11 protein-coding genes are annotated in these 13,571 nt (G+C 43.5%); 9 read left to right on the top strand and 2 right to left on the bottom strand.

The features are described from left to right. Positions 1-8: 8 nt before the first annotated feature. The 8 genes from paaF to paaY all read left to right on the top strand — a co-directional run bounded on the left by paaF (position 9) and on the right by paaY (position 7,901). The gene (paaF, locus tag P3L37_RS00965; RefSeq protein ID WP_109912373.1) at positions 9-782 is read left to right on the top strand and encodes a 2,3-dehydroadipyl-CoA hydratase PaaF; all 774 of its coding nucleotides are present in this window, start codon (positions 9-11) and stop codon (positions 780-782) included. A 2-nt stretch (positions 783-784) separates the two neighbouring features. Further along, positions 785-1,579 carry a 2-(1,2-epoxy-1,2-dihydrophenyl)acetyl-CoA isomerase PaaG gene (gene paaG, locus P3L37_RS00960; protein ID WP_110731478.1) on the top strand — a complete coding sequence of 265 codons (795 nt, stop codon included), beginning with the start codon at positions 785-787 and terminating at the stop codon, positions 1,577-1,579. A gap of 2 nt (positions 1,580-1,581) precedes the next feature. After that, the gene (locus P3L37_RS00955; protein WP_272667471.1) at positions 1,582-3,132 is read left to right on the top strand and encodes a 3-hydroxyacyl-CoA dehydrogenase; all 1,551 of its coding nucleotides are present in this window, start codon (positions 1,582-1,584) and stop codon (positions 3,130-3,132) included. Then, positions 3,129-3,569 (top strand): hydroxyphenylacetyl-CoA thioesterase PaaI, encoded by a 441-nt coding sequence (gene paaI, locus P3L37_RS00950; protein WP_004266152.1) that lies wholly within the window; start codon positions 3,129-3,131, stop codon positions 3,567-3,569. The genes P3L37_RS00955 and paaI overlap by 4 nt, the downstream gene beginning before the upstream one ends. Continuing rightward, positions 3,566-4,768, top strand: coding sequence for a 3-oxoadipyl-CoA thiolase (gene pcaF / locus P3L37_RS00945; RefSeq protein ID WP_109912368.1), 1,203 nt, complete (start codon positions 3,566-3,568; stop codon positions 4,766-4,768). Before paaI ends, pcaF begins: the two co-directional genes overlap by 4 nt. A gap of 118 nt (positions 4,769-4,886) precedes the next feature. Beyond that, positions 4,887-6,197 (top strand): phenylacetate--CoA ligase PaaK, encoded by a 1,311-nt coding sequence (paaK, locus tag P3L37_RS00940; protein WP_109912365.1) that lies wholly within the window; start codon positions 4,887-4,889, stop codon positions 6,195-6,197. 150 nt (positions 6,198-6,347) lie between these two features. Beyond that, positions 6,348-7,286, top strand: coding sequence for a phenylacetic acid degradation operon negative regulatory protein PaaX (gene paaX / locus P3L37_RS00935; protein WP_109912363.1), 939 nt, complete (start codon positions 6,348-6,350; stop codon positions 7,284-7,286). A gap of 21 nt (positions 7,287-7,307) precedes the next feature. Next, a complete protein-coding gene (gene paaY / locus P3L37_RS00930) occupies positions 7,308-7,901 on the top strand; it encodes a phenylacetic acid degradation protein PaaY (RefSeq protein ID WP_004266156.1) in 594 nt (197 codons plus the stop codon). 33 nt (positions 7,902-7,934) lie between these two features. On the opposite strand, the gene P3L37_RS00925 is transcribed toward paaY, so the two are convergent. Both P3L37_RS00925 and emrA read right to left on the bottom strand, forming a co-directional pair. Then, complete coding sequence (locus tag P3L37_RS00925) at positions 7,935-9,458, bottom strand: DHA2 family efflux MFS transporter permease subunit (protein ID WP_109912362.1); 1,524 nt, start codon at positions 9,456-9,458, stop codon at positions 7,935-7,937. Positions 9,459-9,474: 16 nt separating this feature from the next. Further along, positions 9,475-10,647: a multidrug efflux MFS transporter periplasmic adaptor subunit EmrA gene (gene emrA, locus P3L37_RS00920; RefSeq protein WP_272667470.1), complete on the bottom strand. Its 1,173-nt coding sequence runs from the start codon at positions 10,645-10,647 to the stop codon at positions 9,475-9,477. A gap of 847 nt (positions 10,648-11,494) precedes the next feature. Here emrA and P3L37_RS00915 point away from each other — a divergent pair. Further along, positions 11,495-13,549, top strand: a complete 2,055-nt coding sequence (locus P3L37_RS00915; RefSeq protein WP_004266158.1) for a TonB-dependent receptor domain-containing protein — start codon at positions 11,495-11,497, stop codon at positions 13,547-13,549. Positions 13,550-13,571 lie beyond the last annotated feature (22 nt).

The raw sequence follows: 13,571 nt of genomic DNA, 5'->3' as shown, positions 1-13,571 counted from the left end.
GAACTGTAATGGAAAACCATTGGATTTTATCACAACAACATAACCGGGTTTTGACTCTGACGTTAAACCGCCCAGAAGTACGTAATGCCCTGAGCACCGCCTGTTTAGAATTGCTGGTTCAGCACCTCGAGCAAGCACAAATCAATGATGAGATTGGTGCGATCGTGATCACCGGAAATCCGCGTTTTTTCGCTGCAGGAGCCGATCTTAAAGAACTACAGCAACAAACTGTTGCTAATACGATCACCGATAAACGCCCCCAAGTTTGGCGCAGGTTATCCGCGATATCAAAACCCATTATTAGTGCTGCGAATGGTTATGCACTGGGTGCAGGTTTTGAATTATTACTCGCCAGCGACATCATTATTGCTGGTGAATCAGCTCGTTTCGGTTTACCCGAAATTACTCTGGGTTTAATGCCCGGAGCCGGGGGGACACAGCGTTTAATTCGTGCCGTGGGCAAATCCCTCGCCATGCAAATGGTACTAACAGGTGAACCAATCAGTGCTAAACATGCGTTGCAAGCAGGGTTAATCAGTGAAATTTGTGTGGATGAATTGGTGCTAGAACGCGCCCAAAAGCTGGCAGAGCACATCGTAATGCATGCGCCTTTAGCCGTACAAGCCGCAAAAGCATCACTGGTGCATTCTCAAGAAAACCATCTTACCGAGGGGTTACAGCTTGAGCGCCAATATTTTGTGACTTTAGCGGGTACCAACGATCGACGTGAAGGGATCGAGGCATTCTTCGAAAAACGAAAACCTCAATTTACAGGACAATAATCATGAATAATGAAGCAATGATCCTCACTACGTTAGAAAATGGGGTTCTCACCATCACTCTCAACCGCCCTGATAGGCTGAATAGCTTTAATGATGAGATGCATCGCCAACTCAGTGAGGCTATCAAAATAGCGGAACGCGATGAAACCGTACGCTGTTTAGTGATCACCGGTGCAGGCCGTGGATTTTGTGCCGGACAAGATCTAAATGATCGCAATGTGAGCGTGGGCAGTGACGCTCCTGATCTCGGATTCTCCGTTGAAACTTACTATAACCCCTTGATCCGCCGCCTAACCGCATTACCGAAACCGATTATTTGCGCGGTCAATGGTGTGGCCGCAGGTGCAGGCGCCGCCATTGCACTCGCAGGCGATATTGTCATTGCCGCAAAAAATGCCAGTTTTATTCAATCTTTTTGCCGCCTTGGCTTGGTTCCTGACTCAGGAGGAAGCTGGTTTTTACCTCAATTAGCAGGCCATGCACGGGCAATGGGGATGGCATTATTAGGCGATAAAATAAGTGCGGAGCAAGCATTACAGTGGGGAATGATTTGGCAGGTCACTGAAAATGAAGAACTCATTAATACCACTCAACAGCTCGCACAACACCTTGCAACCCAACCGACTTATGGTTTAGGGCTTATCAAAAAAGCCATTTATGCCGCGGCAACCAATACTCTCGATGAGCAACTCAACCTTGAGCGTGACTTGCAGCGCCTTGGCGGTCGAAGTGAAGATTATCGCGAAGGGGTCAATGCCTTTTTAAATAAACGTGAACCCCAGTTCAAAGGATGCTAACCATGACATTACCTTTGAATCATACTATCAACACCGTTGCGGTAATTGGCGCAGGAACCATGGGGATTGGCATTGCACAAGTGGCAGCAACCGCGGGGTTATCTGTCTTGCTGTTTGATGTGAACCAAGATGTGTTAAGCCGTAGTTTATCAACGATGACCCAACGTTTACGCAAACGTGTTGAGCAAGGGAAAGCAAAACTAGAGGTCACTGAGGCAATTATCGCAAAAATCGCAGTGGTAAAAAGCCTCTCGGCACTGTCAGATGCGCAATTAGTCATTGAGGCCGTTGCTGAAAAGCTGGAAATAAAACAGGCAATTTTTAGTGAGTTAGAAGCGATTTGCAGCAAAAATACGCTATTTGCCAGTAATACATCTTCATTATCGATTACCGCTATTGGGCGGCAGCTAACACACCCCGAGCGTCTTGCGGGTCTGCACTTCTTTAACCCTGCTCCCGTGATGAAATTAGTTGAAATCGTTCGAGGGCTAGAAACATCTAACACCGTCATTGAACAGTTAAAAGCCCTAACTTTATCATTTGGAAAAATCCCCGTAATTTGCCGTTCCACCCCCGGTTTTATTGTCAACCGAGTGGCTCGGCCTTTCTACGCCGAAACAATGCGTGCCCTTGAAGAACAAATTGCGTCTCCTGCCACATTAGACAGCGCAATACGTGACGCTGGGGGTTTTGCCATGGGCCCACTACAACTAACTGATTTAATTGGCCATGATGTAAACTATGCGGTAACTGAATCAGTATTTCAGGCCTTCGGTTATGACCCACGCTTTCAAACCTCATTAATGCAATTGGAATTAGTCCAAGCAGGCCATTTAGGCCGTAAATCGAAGCAAGGGTTTTATCATTATGATGATAATAAACCTCAACCTTTACCTTCAATTGCAGAAAAAATTCACCTTGAGCAGCCCCAAAATATAAAAGCGCATGGCAACTGGCAGATATTTCCTGAGTTCGCGCGGCTTTTAACTGAAAATGGGATCTCTCTCGAAGGATTAACACAACATTCTGATCAATCCCCGACACTTATTGTTAATGGCGTTATTATTATGTTAACAAATGGTGAATTGGCATCGTCACATGCGCAAACACAAAAACAAGCCGTCGTGCATTTTGACTTATCGGTAAATTACCTTACCGCAACAACCATCACGTTAAGCTGTGCATCGCAAAATAATGCGCAACAAAATCAGCAAGCTATCGCGTTTTTTCAATCATTAGGTAAACACGTAATTGTATTACCAGACTACCCAGCGCTGTTAACCATGAGGACAGTCGCGATGCTATGCAATGAAGCGTTAGATATCGTCAATAAAGGAATTGCAACGGCATTAGATACCGATAATGCCATGTGTTTTGGCGTGAATTACCCTAAAGGCCCACTCGCTTGGGGTAGGCAGCTAGGCTGGCAACGTGTGCTGTCAGTACTTGAAAATTTGACTCAGTTTTATGGAGACAGTCGTTATCGGCCAAACCCACTTTTAAGGCAATTAGCCGCAGGTTATCAATCTTTAACTTTCAAGGAGCTACCATGATTTCATTGCCAAACATTACGCTGGCTCAGCAATCAGCTCACATTATGTACCGTGATGATGCATGCGCAAAAGCGATGGGTATGTCCATTGAAAAAGTCGAGGAAGGTTTTGCGCAATTGAAAATGCCGATCACAGCACAGATGCTTAATGGCCATAAAACCTGCCACGGAGGGCAATTATTTAGCCTTGCCGACACCGCGTTTGCCTACGCCTGTAATAGCCAAGGGCATGCTGCCGTTGCTTCCATGTGCTCCATTGATTTTATTCGTCCCGGTTTTGAAGGTGACCTGCTTACCGCGACCGCCACGATGAAACACCAAGGTAAACGTAACGGTTTATATGAAGTCGAGATAACTAACCAAGATGGTAAAACGCTTGCGCTGTTCCACGGTCGTTCTCATCGGTTAGGCCATCGTTTAACAGGAGAACAATCATGATAGATGCGTTTATTTGTGATGGTGTCCGCACTCCCATTGGCCGCTACGGTGGTGCTTTATCATCATTACGCCCTGATGACCTTGCCACTGTTCCATTAAAAGCCTTAATGGAAAGGCACCCGCAACTTGATTGGTCATTAACTGACGACATCATTTTAGGTTGCGCAAATCAAGCAGGGGAAGACAACCGTAATGTAGCACGTATGGCGGGGCTGTTATCTGGGCTACCTGTTTCTGTTTCTGGTACCACCATTAACCGCCTATGTGGTTCTGGGCTAGACGCTATAGCATTAGCGGCAAGAAGTATCAAAGCTGGTGAGTCTGGGCTCATGATTGCCGGAGGCGTCGAATCCATGAGCCGAGCGCCGTTTGTGATGGGTAAACCAGAATCTGCATTCTCTCGTCAAGCGCAAGTATTTGATACCACTATTGGCTGGCGCTTTATCAACCCGTTGATGGAACAACAGTTTTCCACAGATTCGATGCCAGAAACTGCGGAAAATGTGGCAGAAACTTACCAAATTAGCCGTGAAGACCAAGATGCTTTTGCATTACGTAGCCAACAACGCACTGAAACTGCCAAAGTTAACGGTATTTTTGCGAAAGAAATCATCCCTGTAACGGTTAAACAACGTAAAAATGAATACGTCGTCAGTGAAGACGAGCATCCAAGAGCAGAAACGACATTTGAACAATTACAAAAACTAAAAACCCCATTTCGCGATAACGGGACTGTAACGGCTGGTAATGCTTCCGGTGTTAATGACGGAGCCGCCGCACTGATTATCGCATCCGACACTATCGCCAAACAACAAGGGTTAACACCGCGGGCTCGTATCATCGCTACAGCCACTTGCGGCGTTGAGCCAAGATTGATGGGGATCGGTCCACTCCCTGCCTCGCAAAAAGTATTAAAAATGGCAGGGCTCACCATCGAACAAATGGATGTTATTGAACTAAACGAAGCCTTTGCCGCGCAAGCACTCGCCGTTTTAAGGGGGCTTGGTTTACCTGATGATGCCTCACACGTTAACCCAAACGGAGGGGCAATTTCACTAGGCCATCCACTTGGAATGAGTGGAGCAAGGCTTGTTATTGCCGCTATCAATGAACTACACCGCAGACAAGGTCGCTATGCATTATGCACCATGTGTATCGGTGTTGGCCAAGGGATAGCAATGATTATTGAACGAGTCTGAACAACATCTTAATACAAATAAAAACAGCCTGAAAACCCGACACCTGCTCAGGCAAATACCAGAAACGTCATTCATTAGCGTGAACTGGTAACCATAATAATTATGAGGACAGGCAATTATGAGCAATATACAAGATAGCATCGACCCAATTGAATTTGCATCGCGAGATGAGATCGAGTCTTTACAGTACTCTCGAATGAAGTGGACACTCACTCACGCCTATGAAAATGTCCCCATGTATCGCAAGAAATTCGATGATGCAGGGGTTCACCCTGACGATTTCAAACAACTCAGCGATATCGAAAAATTTCCTTACACGACCAAACAGGATTTACGTGAAAACTACCCATTTAGCACCTTTGCTGTGCCAATGGACCAAATCATCCGTATTCATGCCTCTTCAGGAACGACTGGGCGCCCAACTGTGGTCGGTTACACCCAGCGAGATATCGATAACTGGGCTGACCTGATTGCGCGTAGTTTACGTTCTGCTGGCACTGTCCGAGGTGATAAAGTCCACGTTGCTTACGGCTATGGTTTATTCACCGGAGGGCTAGGGGCTCACTATGGCGCAGAACGCCTAGGAGCCGCAGTTATTCCTATGTCAGGTGGGCAAACTGAAAAACAAGCGCAACTGATCGCTGATTTCAAACCCGATGTGATAATGGTAACGCCCTCTTACTGCTTGAGTATTATTGATGAGCTTGAAAAAATCATGGGTGGAGATGCTAGTAAGTGCTCACTTAGATTAGGTGTCTTTGGTGCTGAACCTTGGACTGAATCCCTCAGAACAGAAATTGAAACCCGTCTTGGTATCAAAGCATTAGACATTTACGGTTTATCTGAAGTGATGGGGCCTGGCGTTGCTATGGAGTGCGCAGACTCAGGAGAGAGTGGCCCCACTATCTGGGAAGACCATTTTTATCCAGAAATTATTTCCCCCAATACCTTAAAACCATTAGGGGCGGGTGAGCATGGTGAGTTAGTGTTTACTACCCTGACAAAAGAAGCCATGCCTGTTATTCGTTACCGAACACGTGACCTTACCCACCTGATGCAGGGGGTCAATCGTAACATGCGTCGAATTGGTAAAATTACCGGACGTTCCGATGACATGATGATCATTCGTGGCGTGAATGTGTTTCCTTCTCAAATTGAAGAACAAATCATGCAATTTAAGGAGCTTTCCCCTCATTACCAATTAGAAATTGGTCGCCAAGGCAATATGGACAACTTATCTGTTCGTGTTGAGCTCAAACACCCTGAACAGCTCACTTATGATGAACGCTGTAATATCTGCCACCATTTAAAGCATCGAATCAAATCGATGGTAGGTATTAGCACCCGTATTAGTATTGTAAATTGCGGTGATATTCCACGCTCTCAAGGCAAAGCTGAACGGGTAATTGATACTAGAATTGCGATTTAATTCAAATTATTAAGGCATATTGGAATGAACTACTCTGATATGCCTTAATCTCTGAGAAAGTGTTAAAACAGGTAATGGAAGACAACCTTTAAATTTATGTCTACTATTTAGTAAGCCTTCTGATACATAAATTTTATAGATAAAATATAAATGGAAAATAAACTTAACCAATTCATACAACATGCAATAGCAAGCCAACCCATTAGTGGGACGTCTCTAATTAGCTCACTCTATGGTGATGCTTTGCATCATCGTGGTGGTGAAGTGTGGTTAGGAAGCTTGACTAAGCTGTTAGAACCCATGGGCTTTACTGACCGCTTTGTCCGAACTTCCGTTTTTCGCTTACAAAAAGAAGGTTGGCTTGATGTCGAAAAAATTGGCCGTCGCAGCTATTACCGTATTTCTGAGCGCGGGCAAAGTCGCTTTCGCCGTGCAGAAAATAAAATTTATCTAGCCGGGCAGCCTGATTGGGATGGAAAATGGGATTTACTCCTCCTTGAAACGGCGGATAAAGACGAAAAGATCAGATTAAAAAAGGAACTGAGTTGGCTCGGTTTCGGGCAATTTAATACGTCACTCATGGCAGCACCCAGTTGTGCCCAAAGTGATGTACCGACACTACTCAATGAACTCAATGCCACTGAAAATGCCATCTATTTTCACGCGGATTACCCCTATAGCCGCTCAGAAAAAAATCTCAAAGAACTGGTTTCTCATGCTTGGTCTTTGCAAGATATTTCAGAACATTATCATCAGTTTATTTCCTTATTTAGGCCACTTGCATTACTCCTTAAAGAAAATACTGACACACAGATTTCCCCTGAACACTGCTTTCAGCTACGTTTACTGCTGATCCATTTCTACCGCCGTGTCACGCTTAAAGACCCGTTATTACCAGATGAACTCCTTCCTGCACAATGGGAAGGCCATATTGCACGCCATCTTTGTACCAACATTTATCAACGCATTGATCAAGCGGCAACCCAATATGTTTCTGAACAGTGCGAAACCACTGTCGGGGAGCTTCCTCAACCATCCAGCGCTTATTATCGCCGCTTTGGTGGAGTACTCAGAGATATAGCCGCCTAAATACACATTACAGGAGCCTGTATGCCCTTTTATCAAATCGATGGTATTACGCCCGTCGTCAGTCCTGAAAGTTTTGTGCACCCTACTGCTGTGGTGATTGGTGATGTTATTATTGGCAAAAATGTTTACATTGGCCCAAACGCCAGCTTACGTGGGGACTTTGGTCGCTTAATCATTAAAGATGGCGCCAATGTGCAAGATAACTGTGTGATGCATGGTTTTCCTCAGTATGAAACCATCGTGGAAGAAGATGGGCACATCGGCCATGGGGCGATTTTGCATGGTTGCCATATCAAGCGTAATGCCTTAGTCGGAATGAACAGTGTGATTATGGACGGGGCCGTTATTGGCGAGAACTCTATCGTCGGTGCTTGTGCCTTCATCAAAGCCGAGGCAATTTTCGCCGATAATAGTCTTATCGTGGGTACACCTGCAAAAGTCCTTCGCACCTTATCAGAAAAGGAAATTGCATGGAAAACCAGCGGAACCAAAGATTATCAAGACTTAGTCACGCGCTGCTTAAACACCTTTAAAGAAGTCGAGCCCCTCAAAGAAGTCGAAACGAACCGGCCTGTCTTGAGTTTTGAGAATGTTATTCCTAAATCCCAGCTATAAGCTAGATGGGGCTAAAATACTTAGCCCCATCCATTATTTCGCTTTGCTACCAAATGGCGGTTTAGCAAACCAAACAGTAATAATCAGCGCAATAAATACCCAACCGCATAACCAGAAAATTTCATTTGCAGCAATAATTAATCCTTGGCTCGTAATTTGCTGAGCAATAAAACCAGAAGTCTGTTCGGTACTCAATCCATGGGCTGCCATTTCTTTATACATCCCTAAGGATTCAGGGTTATAATCGGTAATAAATTCCGTTAATTGACTATGGTGAACGGCTTCTCTATCACTCCACAGCGTTGTGGTAATAGAAGTCCCTATTGAACCCGCTAAGGTACGGAAAAAGTTAGCCAAACTCGATGCCGAAGCGAGTTTTTCAGGCGGTAAACCTGAAAGGGTTAATGTGGTCAGTGGCATAAAGAAGCAAGCTACTGCCATTCCTTGCACCAATTGCGGCCAAACAACAGCAGAAAAGCCCATGCTCGGTTCAAAAGTATATGCACGCCAGAAGAAACAAATCGCATAAAATACAAAGCTAAAGGTCACTATCCAGCGGATATCAAGAAAATCGGATAATTTTGCTACTGGAGCCGAAAACAACACAGGCAATAAGCCTATAGGCGCCAATGCGAGCCCAGCCCATGTTGCCGTATAGCCATAAACTTCCTGTAAAAGTTGCGGCAACAAGACAATAGCGCCGAAATAGGCCATATACGCTAAACTGACAGAAATCGTTCCGATGGTAAAATTGCGCGATTTAAATAACGATAATTCGACAATTGGGTTTTTATCTGTGAGTTCCCAAATAACGAGGAATACCAACGCAATAGCTGAAACAACGGCTAAGATGACAATTTCATTAGATGCCAACCATCCCAGTTCCTTACCTTTGTCGAGCAAAACTTGTAAGCAACCCACTCCCACAGAAAGCAGCGCCAAGCCAATCACATTGAATGGCACTTTCACGACCTTCGACTCCATCCCTTTGAAGATAATAGAGCCAACTATAATGACAAAAATTCCCAAAGGCACATTCATAAAGAATATCCAGCCCCAATGGAAATTATCACTAATATAACCACCAAAAATAGGACCGAATACAGGGGCTAAAATAATGGTCATAGACCAAAATGCTAACGCCATATTTTGCATTTTTGGCGGATAGCAGCGCATGATAAGGCTTTGAGAAAGTGGGATCACCGGCCCTGCAACGGCACCTTGCAATACGCGGTATAAAATTAGCATACCAAGGCTATCGGAAAAGCCACAAAGTAATGAAAATAAGGTGAAAAGCGCCGTTGCCCATAAGAAAACACGAATTTCACCAAAGCGCTTCGCCAAGTAACCTGAAATAGCGATAGAAATTGCATTCGATACGCCAAACGAGGTAATTACCCATGTCCCTTGAGACATAGAAACCCCAAGGTCACCTGCAATCGTCGGGATAGCCACGTTAGCAATCGTGGAATCAAGCACCTGCATGAAGGTCGCAAGGGACAACGCAATGGTTGCCCATACCAGTTTTGCACCCTTAAGTGGTTGAATATCTGCCACAACGGCTCCTTTCAAGCTAGTCTGCGTTATCGCTGATAATAGTGTCGATGATGTGGTCGACATCACTTAAGTTTAAGACCAACACATCACTTTCAAATGCAGGTACTGTACGCTGTACTTCCGCTAAAACAGGGCCATTTTGATCTTTAATATCGATGGTGACATTCATAGATAACCCAATGCGTAACGGGTGTTTTGCCACCTGCTCTGGGTCTAATTCAACACGTACAGGCAAACGCTGTACGACTTTAATCCAGTTCCCTGTCGCGTTTTGGGCAGGCAATAATGAGAAAGCACTACCAGTTCCCATATCAAGCCCAACCACGGTACCGTTATAAACAATATCTGCCCCGTAAAAATCACTGTTGATGGTCACGGGTTGCCCAATACGGACTTTTTCTAATTGGGTTTCTTTGAAGTTCGCATCAACCCAAACAGGCTGAACAGGCACAATCGCCATTAAAGAACTTTGCGGACTGACTTGAGAGCCAACTTGAACATTACGCCGTGAAACATATCCCGTCATTGGGCTTTTAATTTCAGTACGTTGTAAGTTTATCCACGCACTGCGTACACTATCAGCGGCTTGCTGAATCGCAGGTTGTTTTTTGAGCTCCGTATTACGCAACAATGCGCGGTTGGCATTATATTGTTGAATAGAAATATCCAGAGCCGCCTGCGCAAGTTGCACAGCTTCTTGGGCGTGCTGCAGGTCTTCCTTCGAAATGGTACCACTGCGGCCTAAAGCTACACGACGTTGATAATCTTTTTGCGCTTGCGCAAGTGTCACACGATTTTTTTGAATTTGCGCTTGATACTCATCACCATTGATATACAGTTCTTTGGTTTTGCGTACGGTGGTCGCTAAATCATGTTTGGCTTGTTCAAATGCCAATTGCGCATTCGTTTTATCCAATACAACCAGTACATCCCCCGCCTTTACCAAGTCAGTATTTTCAAAGTTAACTTGAGTGACATTACCTGTTGTTTGCGCAATTATCGGGATCTGTATGCCAGATACATAAGCATCATCGGTATATTCTTGAAAGCGTAAAACTAAAAACCAATAAACACCGTAGGCGACAAATAATAGAATGATAATTATTGTGGCTATCACTATCCATATTGTTCTACGTTTTTCATTAGTCGTTTTTTGATTATGTGTTTCTGAATGGGTTTCTTGACTCATAATAACTCTCAAGGTCTGAAATCAATATTAATTCTCCCTCTATATTTACGAAGTATATGTAATAAAGCAATAGTTAATAATTTACAATTAAATTAATTCCAACAAAAAAATTAATTCATTGATATAAAACAAATAATTAAAGGGAATCAGAGTTCAACATTAGATTAATGTTTATTATCAAAACAATGAAATTCATTCTTAATTAGATTAACGATAAAAATTAATGAAATAGTTCAAATGATATTTATTATGATAAAAATTCCGTCACTCAATTATTGATATTCTTTTTTTGATTGAATATTTCTATTTATTAGACCATATTTATGATTTCTTAACTTGGAGTTTTCATTTTTTATCGCGGGCTGCCGCTTGCTTTTTAATACCACTGATTGTCTCGATTTTCATTTTTGTCCTCATCAATACAACATTAATAAACTCAATACGGTGCTTAATAGAGTAACGAAGTACGTTGGTAATTGCTGGCCTTTCGGGCAGCTTTTATCTCTTTACCAGTACTTAATATTATTCATTAGGTTAACGAGGTTATCCCCAAGGATACAGGCTAATTTTGAATGTATGTTTCATATAACTCAAATTTCCCTAGTAGATGCTAGCGCTAGAGTAAATTCACGCACAACCAAGCACCATAAACCAGAGTTAAACCTTAATTTTTCGTTAAGCTTGACAAAAATCGTAAAAGGGGAAAACACCGTAGGTGAAAATTCTTAGCTGAGATCAAATATTGCTCATAAATTAGCTAGCTCATTATTTATTTTTGATATGTTTTAGTGATAATATTCGCAAACAATATAATTATCATTCTCATTTATATTTACTAGGGATAACTATGACTTCGCAATATCACTACACCCTGATTGCCGCCGGTGTTTGTGCGGCTTTATCTTCATTTAGCGCTACAGCAGCAGACAATAAAACAGATACCATGGTCGTCAGTGCATCAGGCTTCTCGCAACAACTGCGTGATGCTCCTGCTAGCGTGACCGTGATCAGTGCAGACCAATTACAAAATAAACCTGTCCGTGACCTCGCCGACGCCGTTAAAGACGTGGAAGGGGTAAGTGTCGTTGGTGCTGCAAACAAACAAGATATTAATATCCGTGGCTTACCCGGCGAATACACGCTGATATTGGTCGATGGGCGCCGTCAAAACAGCCGTGAATCACGTCCTAATGGGAGCGGTGGCTTTGAAGCAGGCTTTATGCCACCTGTCGAAGCGATTGAACGCATCGAAGTGATCCGTGGACCTATGTCCTCCCTGTATGGTTCCGATGCAATGGGTGGTGTTATCAATATCATCACTAAAAAAGTGACTAATGAATGGCATGGCAGCGTCACCACTGGGGCTATTATCCAAGAAAACAGTGATAGCGGTAACTCGACTGACGGTAACTTCTATCTGTCTGGCCCATTAATTCAAGATAAACTTGGTCTGCAATTATATGGTGGTGGTAACTACCGTCAGGAAGATAAAATCTTAGAAGGTCATCATCAGCGTGATAACCGCAGCTTAACAGCTAAATTAACCTTTACACCACAAGAGAACCAAACCTTCTTACTAGAAGCAGGTCGTAGTACTCAAGAGAAAACATCGACACCAGGTAAATCTGGTGCTGAATATGAAATTCGTGGTGGAGACAAGCAATATAACTCTAAAGAAGAGTGGCATAACGACCGTAACCATGCAGCTCTGACTTATAAAGGTGAGTGGGATTCTTTTAATACTGAGCTAAGTGTTTACCAAGAAAAAACCAAACGTAAAATAAAATCCCAAGACCGTAATCAAACTACAGGCCATTGGGAAGGCGGCTATGAGGCGCGCGTACCTGAAATCACCAACACCGTTGTTGATGGAAAAGTGGTGGCTTTCCTGCCGGACAATATCCTAACCGTTGGTGGGCAATACCAGTACTCTAAATTGAAAGACAGCTCTTTGGTTTCAAAAGGCGTAATGGAAAAAACCAGTATGTCAGTCGATCAATCAGCACTGTTTGTGGAAAATGAGTTTACCGCAACAGATGATCTGATCTTAACGGGTGGCCTACGTTTAGATCACCACGAAACCTATGGTAACCATTGGAACCCAAGGGGTTATGCTGTTTACTACCTAACCGATGAAATCACCATTAAAGGGGGCGTTTCTTCAGCTTTCCGCGCACCTACATTACGTGAAATCAGTAAAGGCTATGGCACCTCTACCCAAGGTGGTAACGGGATTATCTACGGTAATCCAGACCTCAAACCGGAAAAAAGTGTTAGTGAAGAAATCAGTATTGCCTATAACCATGAATCTGGCTTTAATGCGAGCTTAACCTTCTTTAATACCGACTTCAAAAACAAGCTAACTAGCTACTCACTTAATCAAGCCGATCCTAACCACCCTAATCTCACGTTATATACCTACGACAATGTGGGTAAAGCGAACATCAAAGGTGTTGAAGTTGCAACGGGCATTCCTATCGCACAGGATTGGAACCTCAACCTAAATTACACATACACCGATTCAGAACGTAAAAGTGATGATGAGAAATTAGGCAATGGTCTTTCCTTAAAAGGCTATCCATTGGATAAAACACCAAAACATATCGCTAATGCGAAATTGGATTGGAACTTCAATGAAGACCTAACCTTATACACACGTGCGCATTATGAAGGAAAACAGGTGTGGGCAGCACAACGTAATGGCTCAAAAGTACCTCGCTATCGTAGTGGCTATACCACCATGGATGTGGGTGCAACCTACCAATTATTTAAAAACACCAAACTGAACTTTGCAGTGCTAAATATTGGTAATGAAAAAGGACCTAAAATTGATAAAGTTGATGGAAACTGGGATGTTGAAGACGGACGCCGTTATTGGGCGAACGTTAACGTTAGCTTCTAATTAACTCTGAGGGTGTGCCTGT

This window comes from Providencia sp. PROV114 (assembly GCF_032704305.1).
GTDB lineage: Bacteria > Pseudomonadota > Gammaproteobacteria > Enterobacterales > Enterobacteriaceae > Providencia > Providencia rettgeri.
This window is presented reverse-complemented; position numbering and strand designations above follow the sequence as displayed.

Excerpts from the sequence above, each read along its gene's own strand:
- paaF (WP_109912373.1), top strand. The coding sequence starts at position 9 with ATGGAAAACCATTGGATTTTATCACAACAACATAACCGGGTTTTGACT.
- paaG (WP_110731478.1), top strand. The coding sequence starts at position 785 with ATGAATAATGAAGCAATGATCCTCACTACGTTAGAAAATGGGGTTCTC.
- P3L37_RS00955 (WP_272667471.1), top strand. The coding sequence starts at position 1,582 with ATGACATTACCTTTGAATCATACTATCAACACCGTTGCGGTAATTGGC.
- paaI (WP_004266152.1), top strand. The coding sequence starts at position 3,129 with ATGATTTCATTGCCAAACATTACGCTGGCTCAGCAATCAGCTCACATT.
- pcaF (WP_109912368.1), top strand. The coding sequence starts at position 3,566 with ATGATAGATGCGTTTATTTGTGATGGTGTCCGCACTCCCATTGGCCGC.
- paaK (WP_109912365.1), top strand. The coding sequence starts at position 4,887 with ATGAGCAATATACAAGATAGCATCGACCCAATTGAATTTGCATCGCGA.
- paaX (WP_109912363.1), top strand. The coding sequence starts at position 6,348 with ATGGAAAATAAACTTAACCAATTCATACAACATGCAATAGCAAGCCAA.
- paaY (WP_004266156.1), top strand. The coding sequence starts at position 7,308 with ATGCCCTTTTATCAAATCGATGGTATTACGCCCGTCGTCAGTCCTGAA.
- emrA (WP_272667470.1), bottom strand. The coding sequence starts at position 10,647 with ATGAGTCAAGAAACCCATTCAGAAACACATAATCAAAAAACGACTAAT.
- P3L37_RS00915 (WP_004266158.1), top strand. The coding sequence starts at position 11,495 with ATGACTTCGCAATATCACTACACCCTGATTGCCGCCGGTGTTTGTGCG.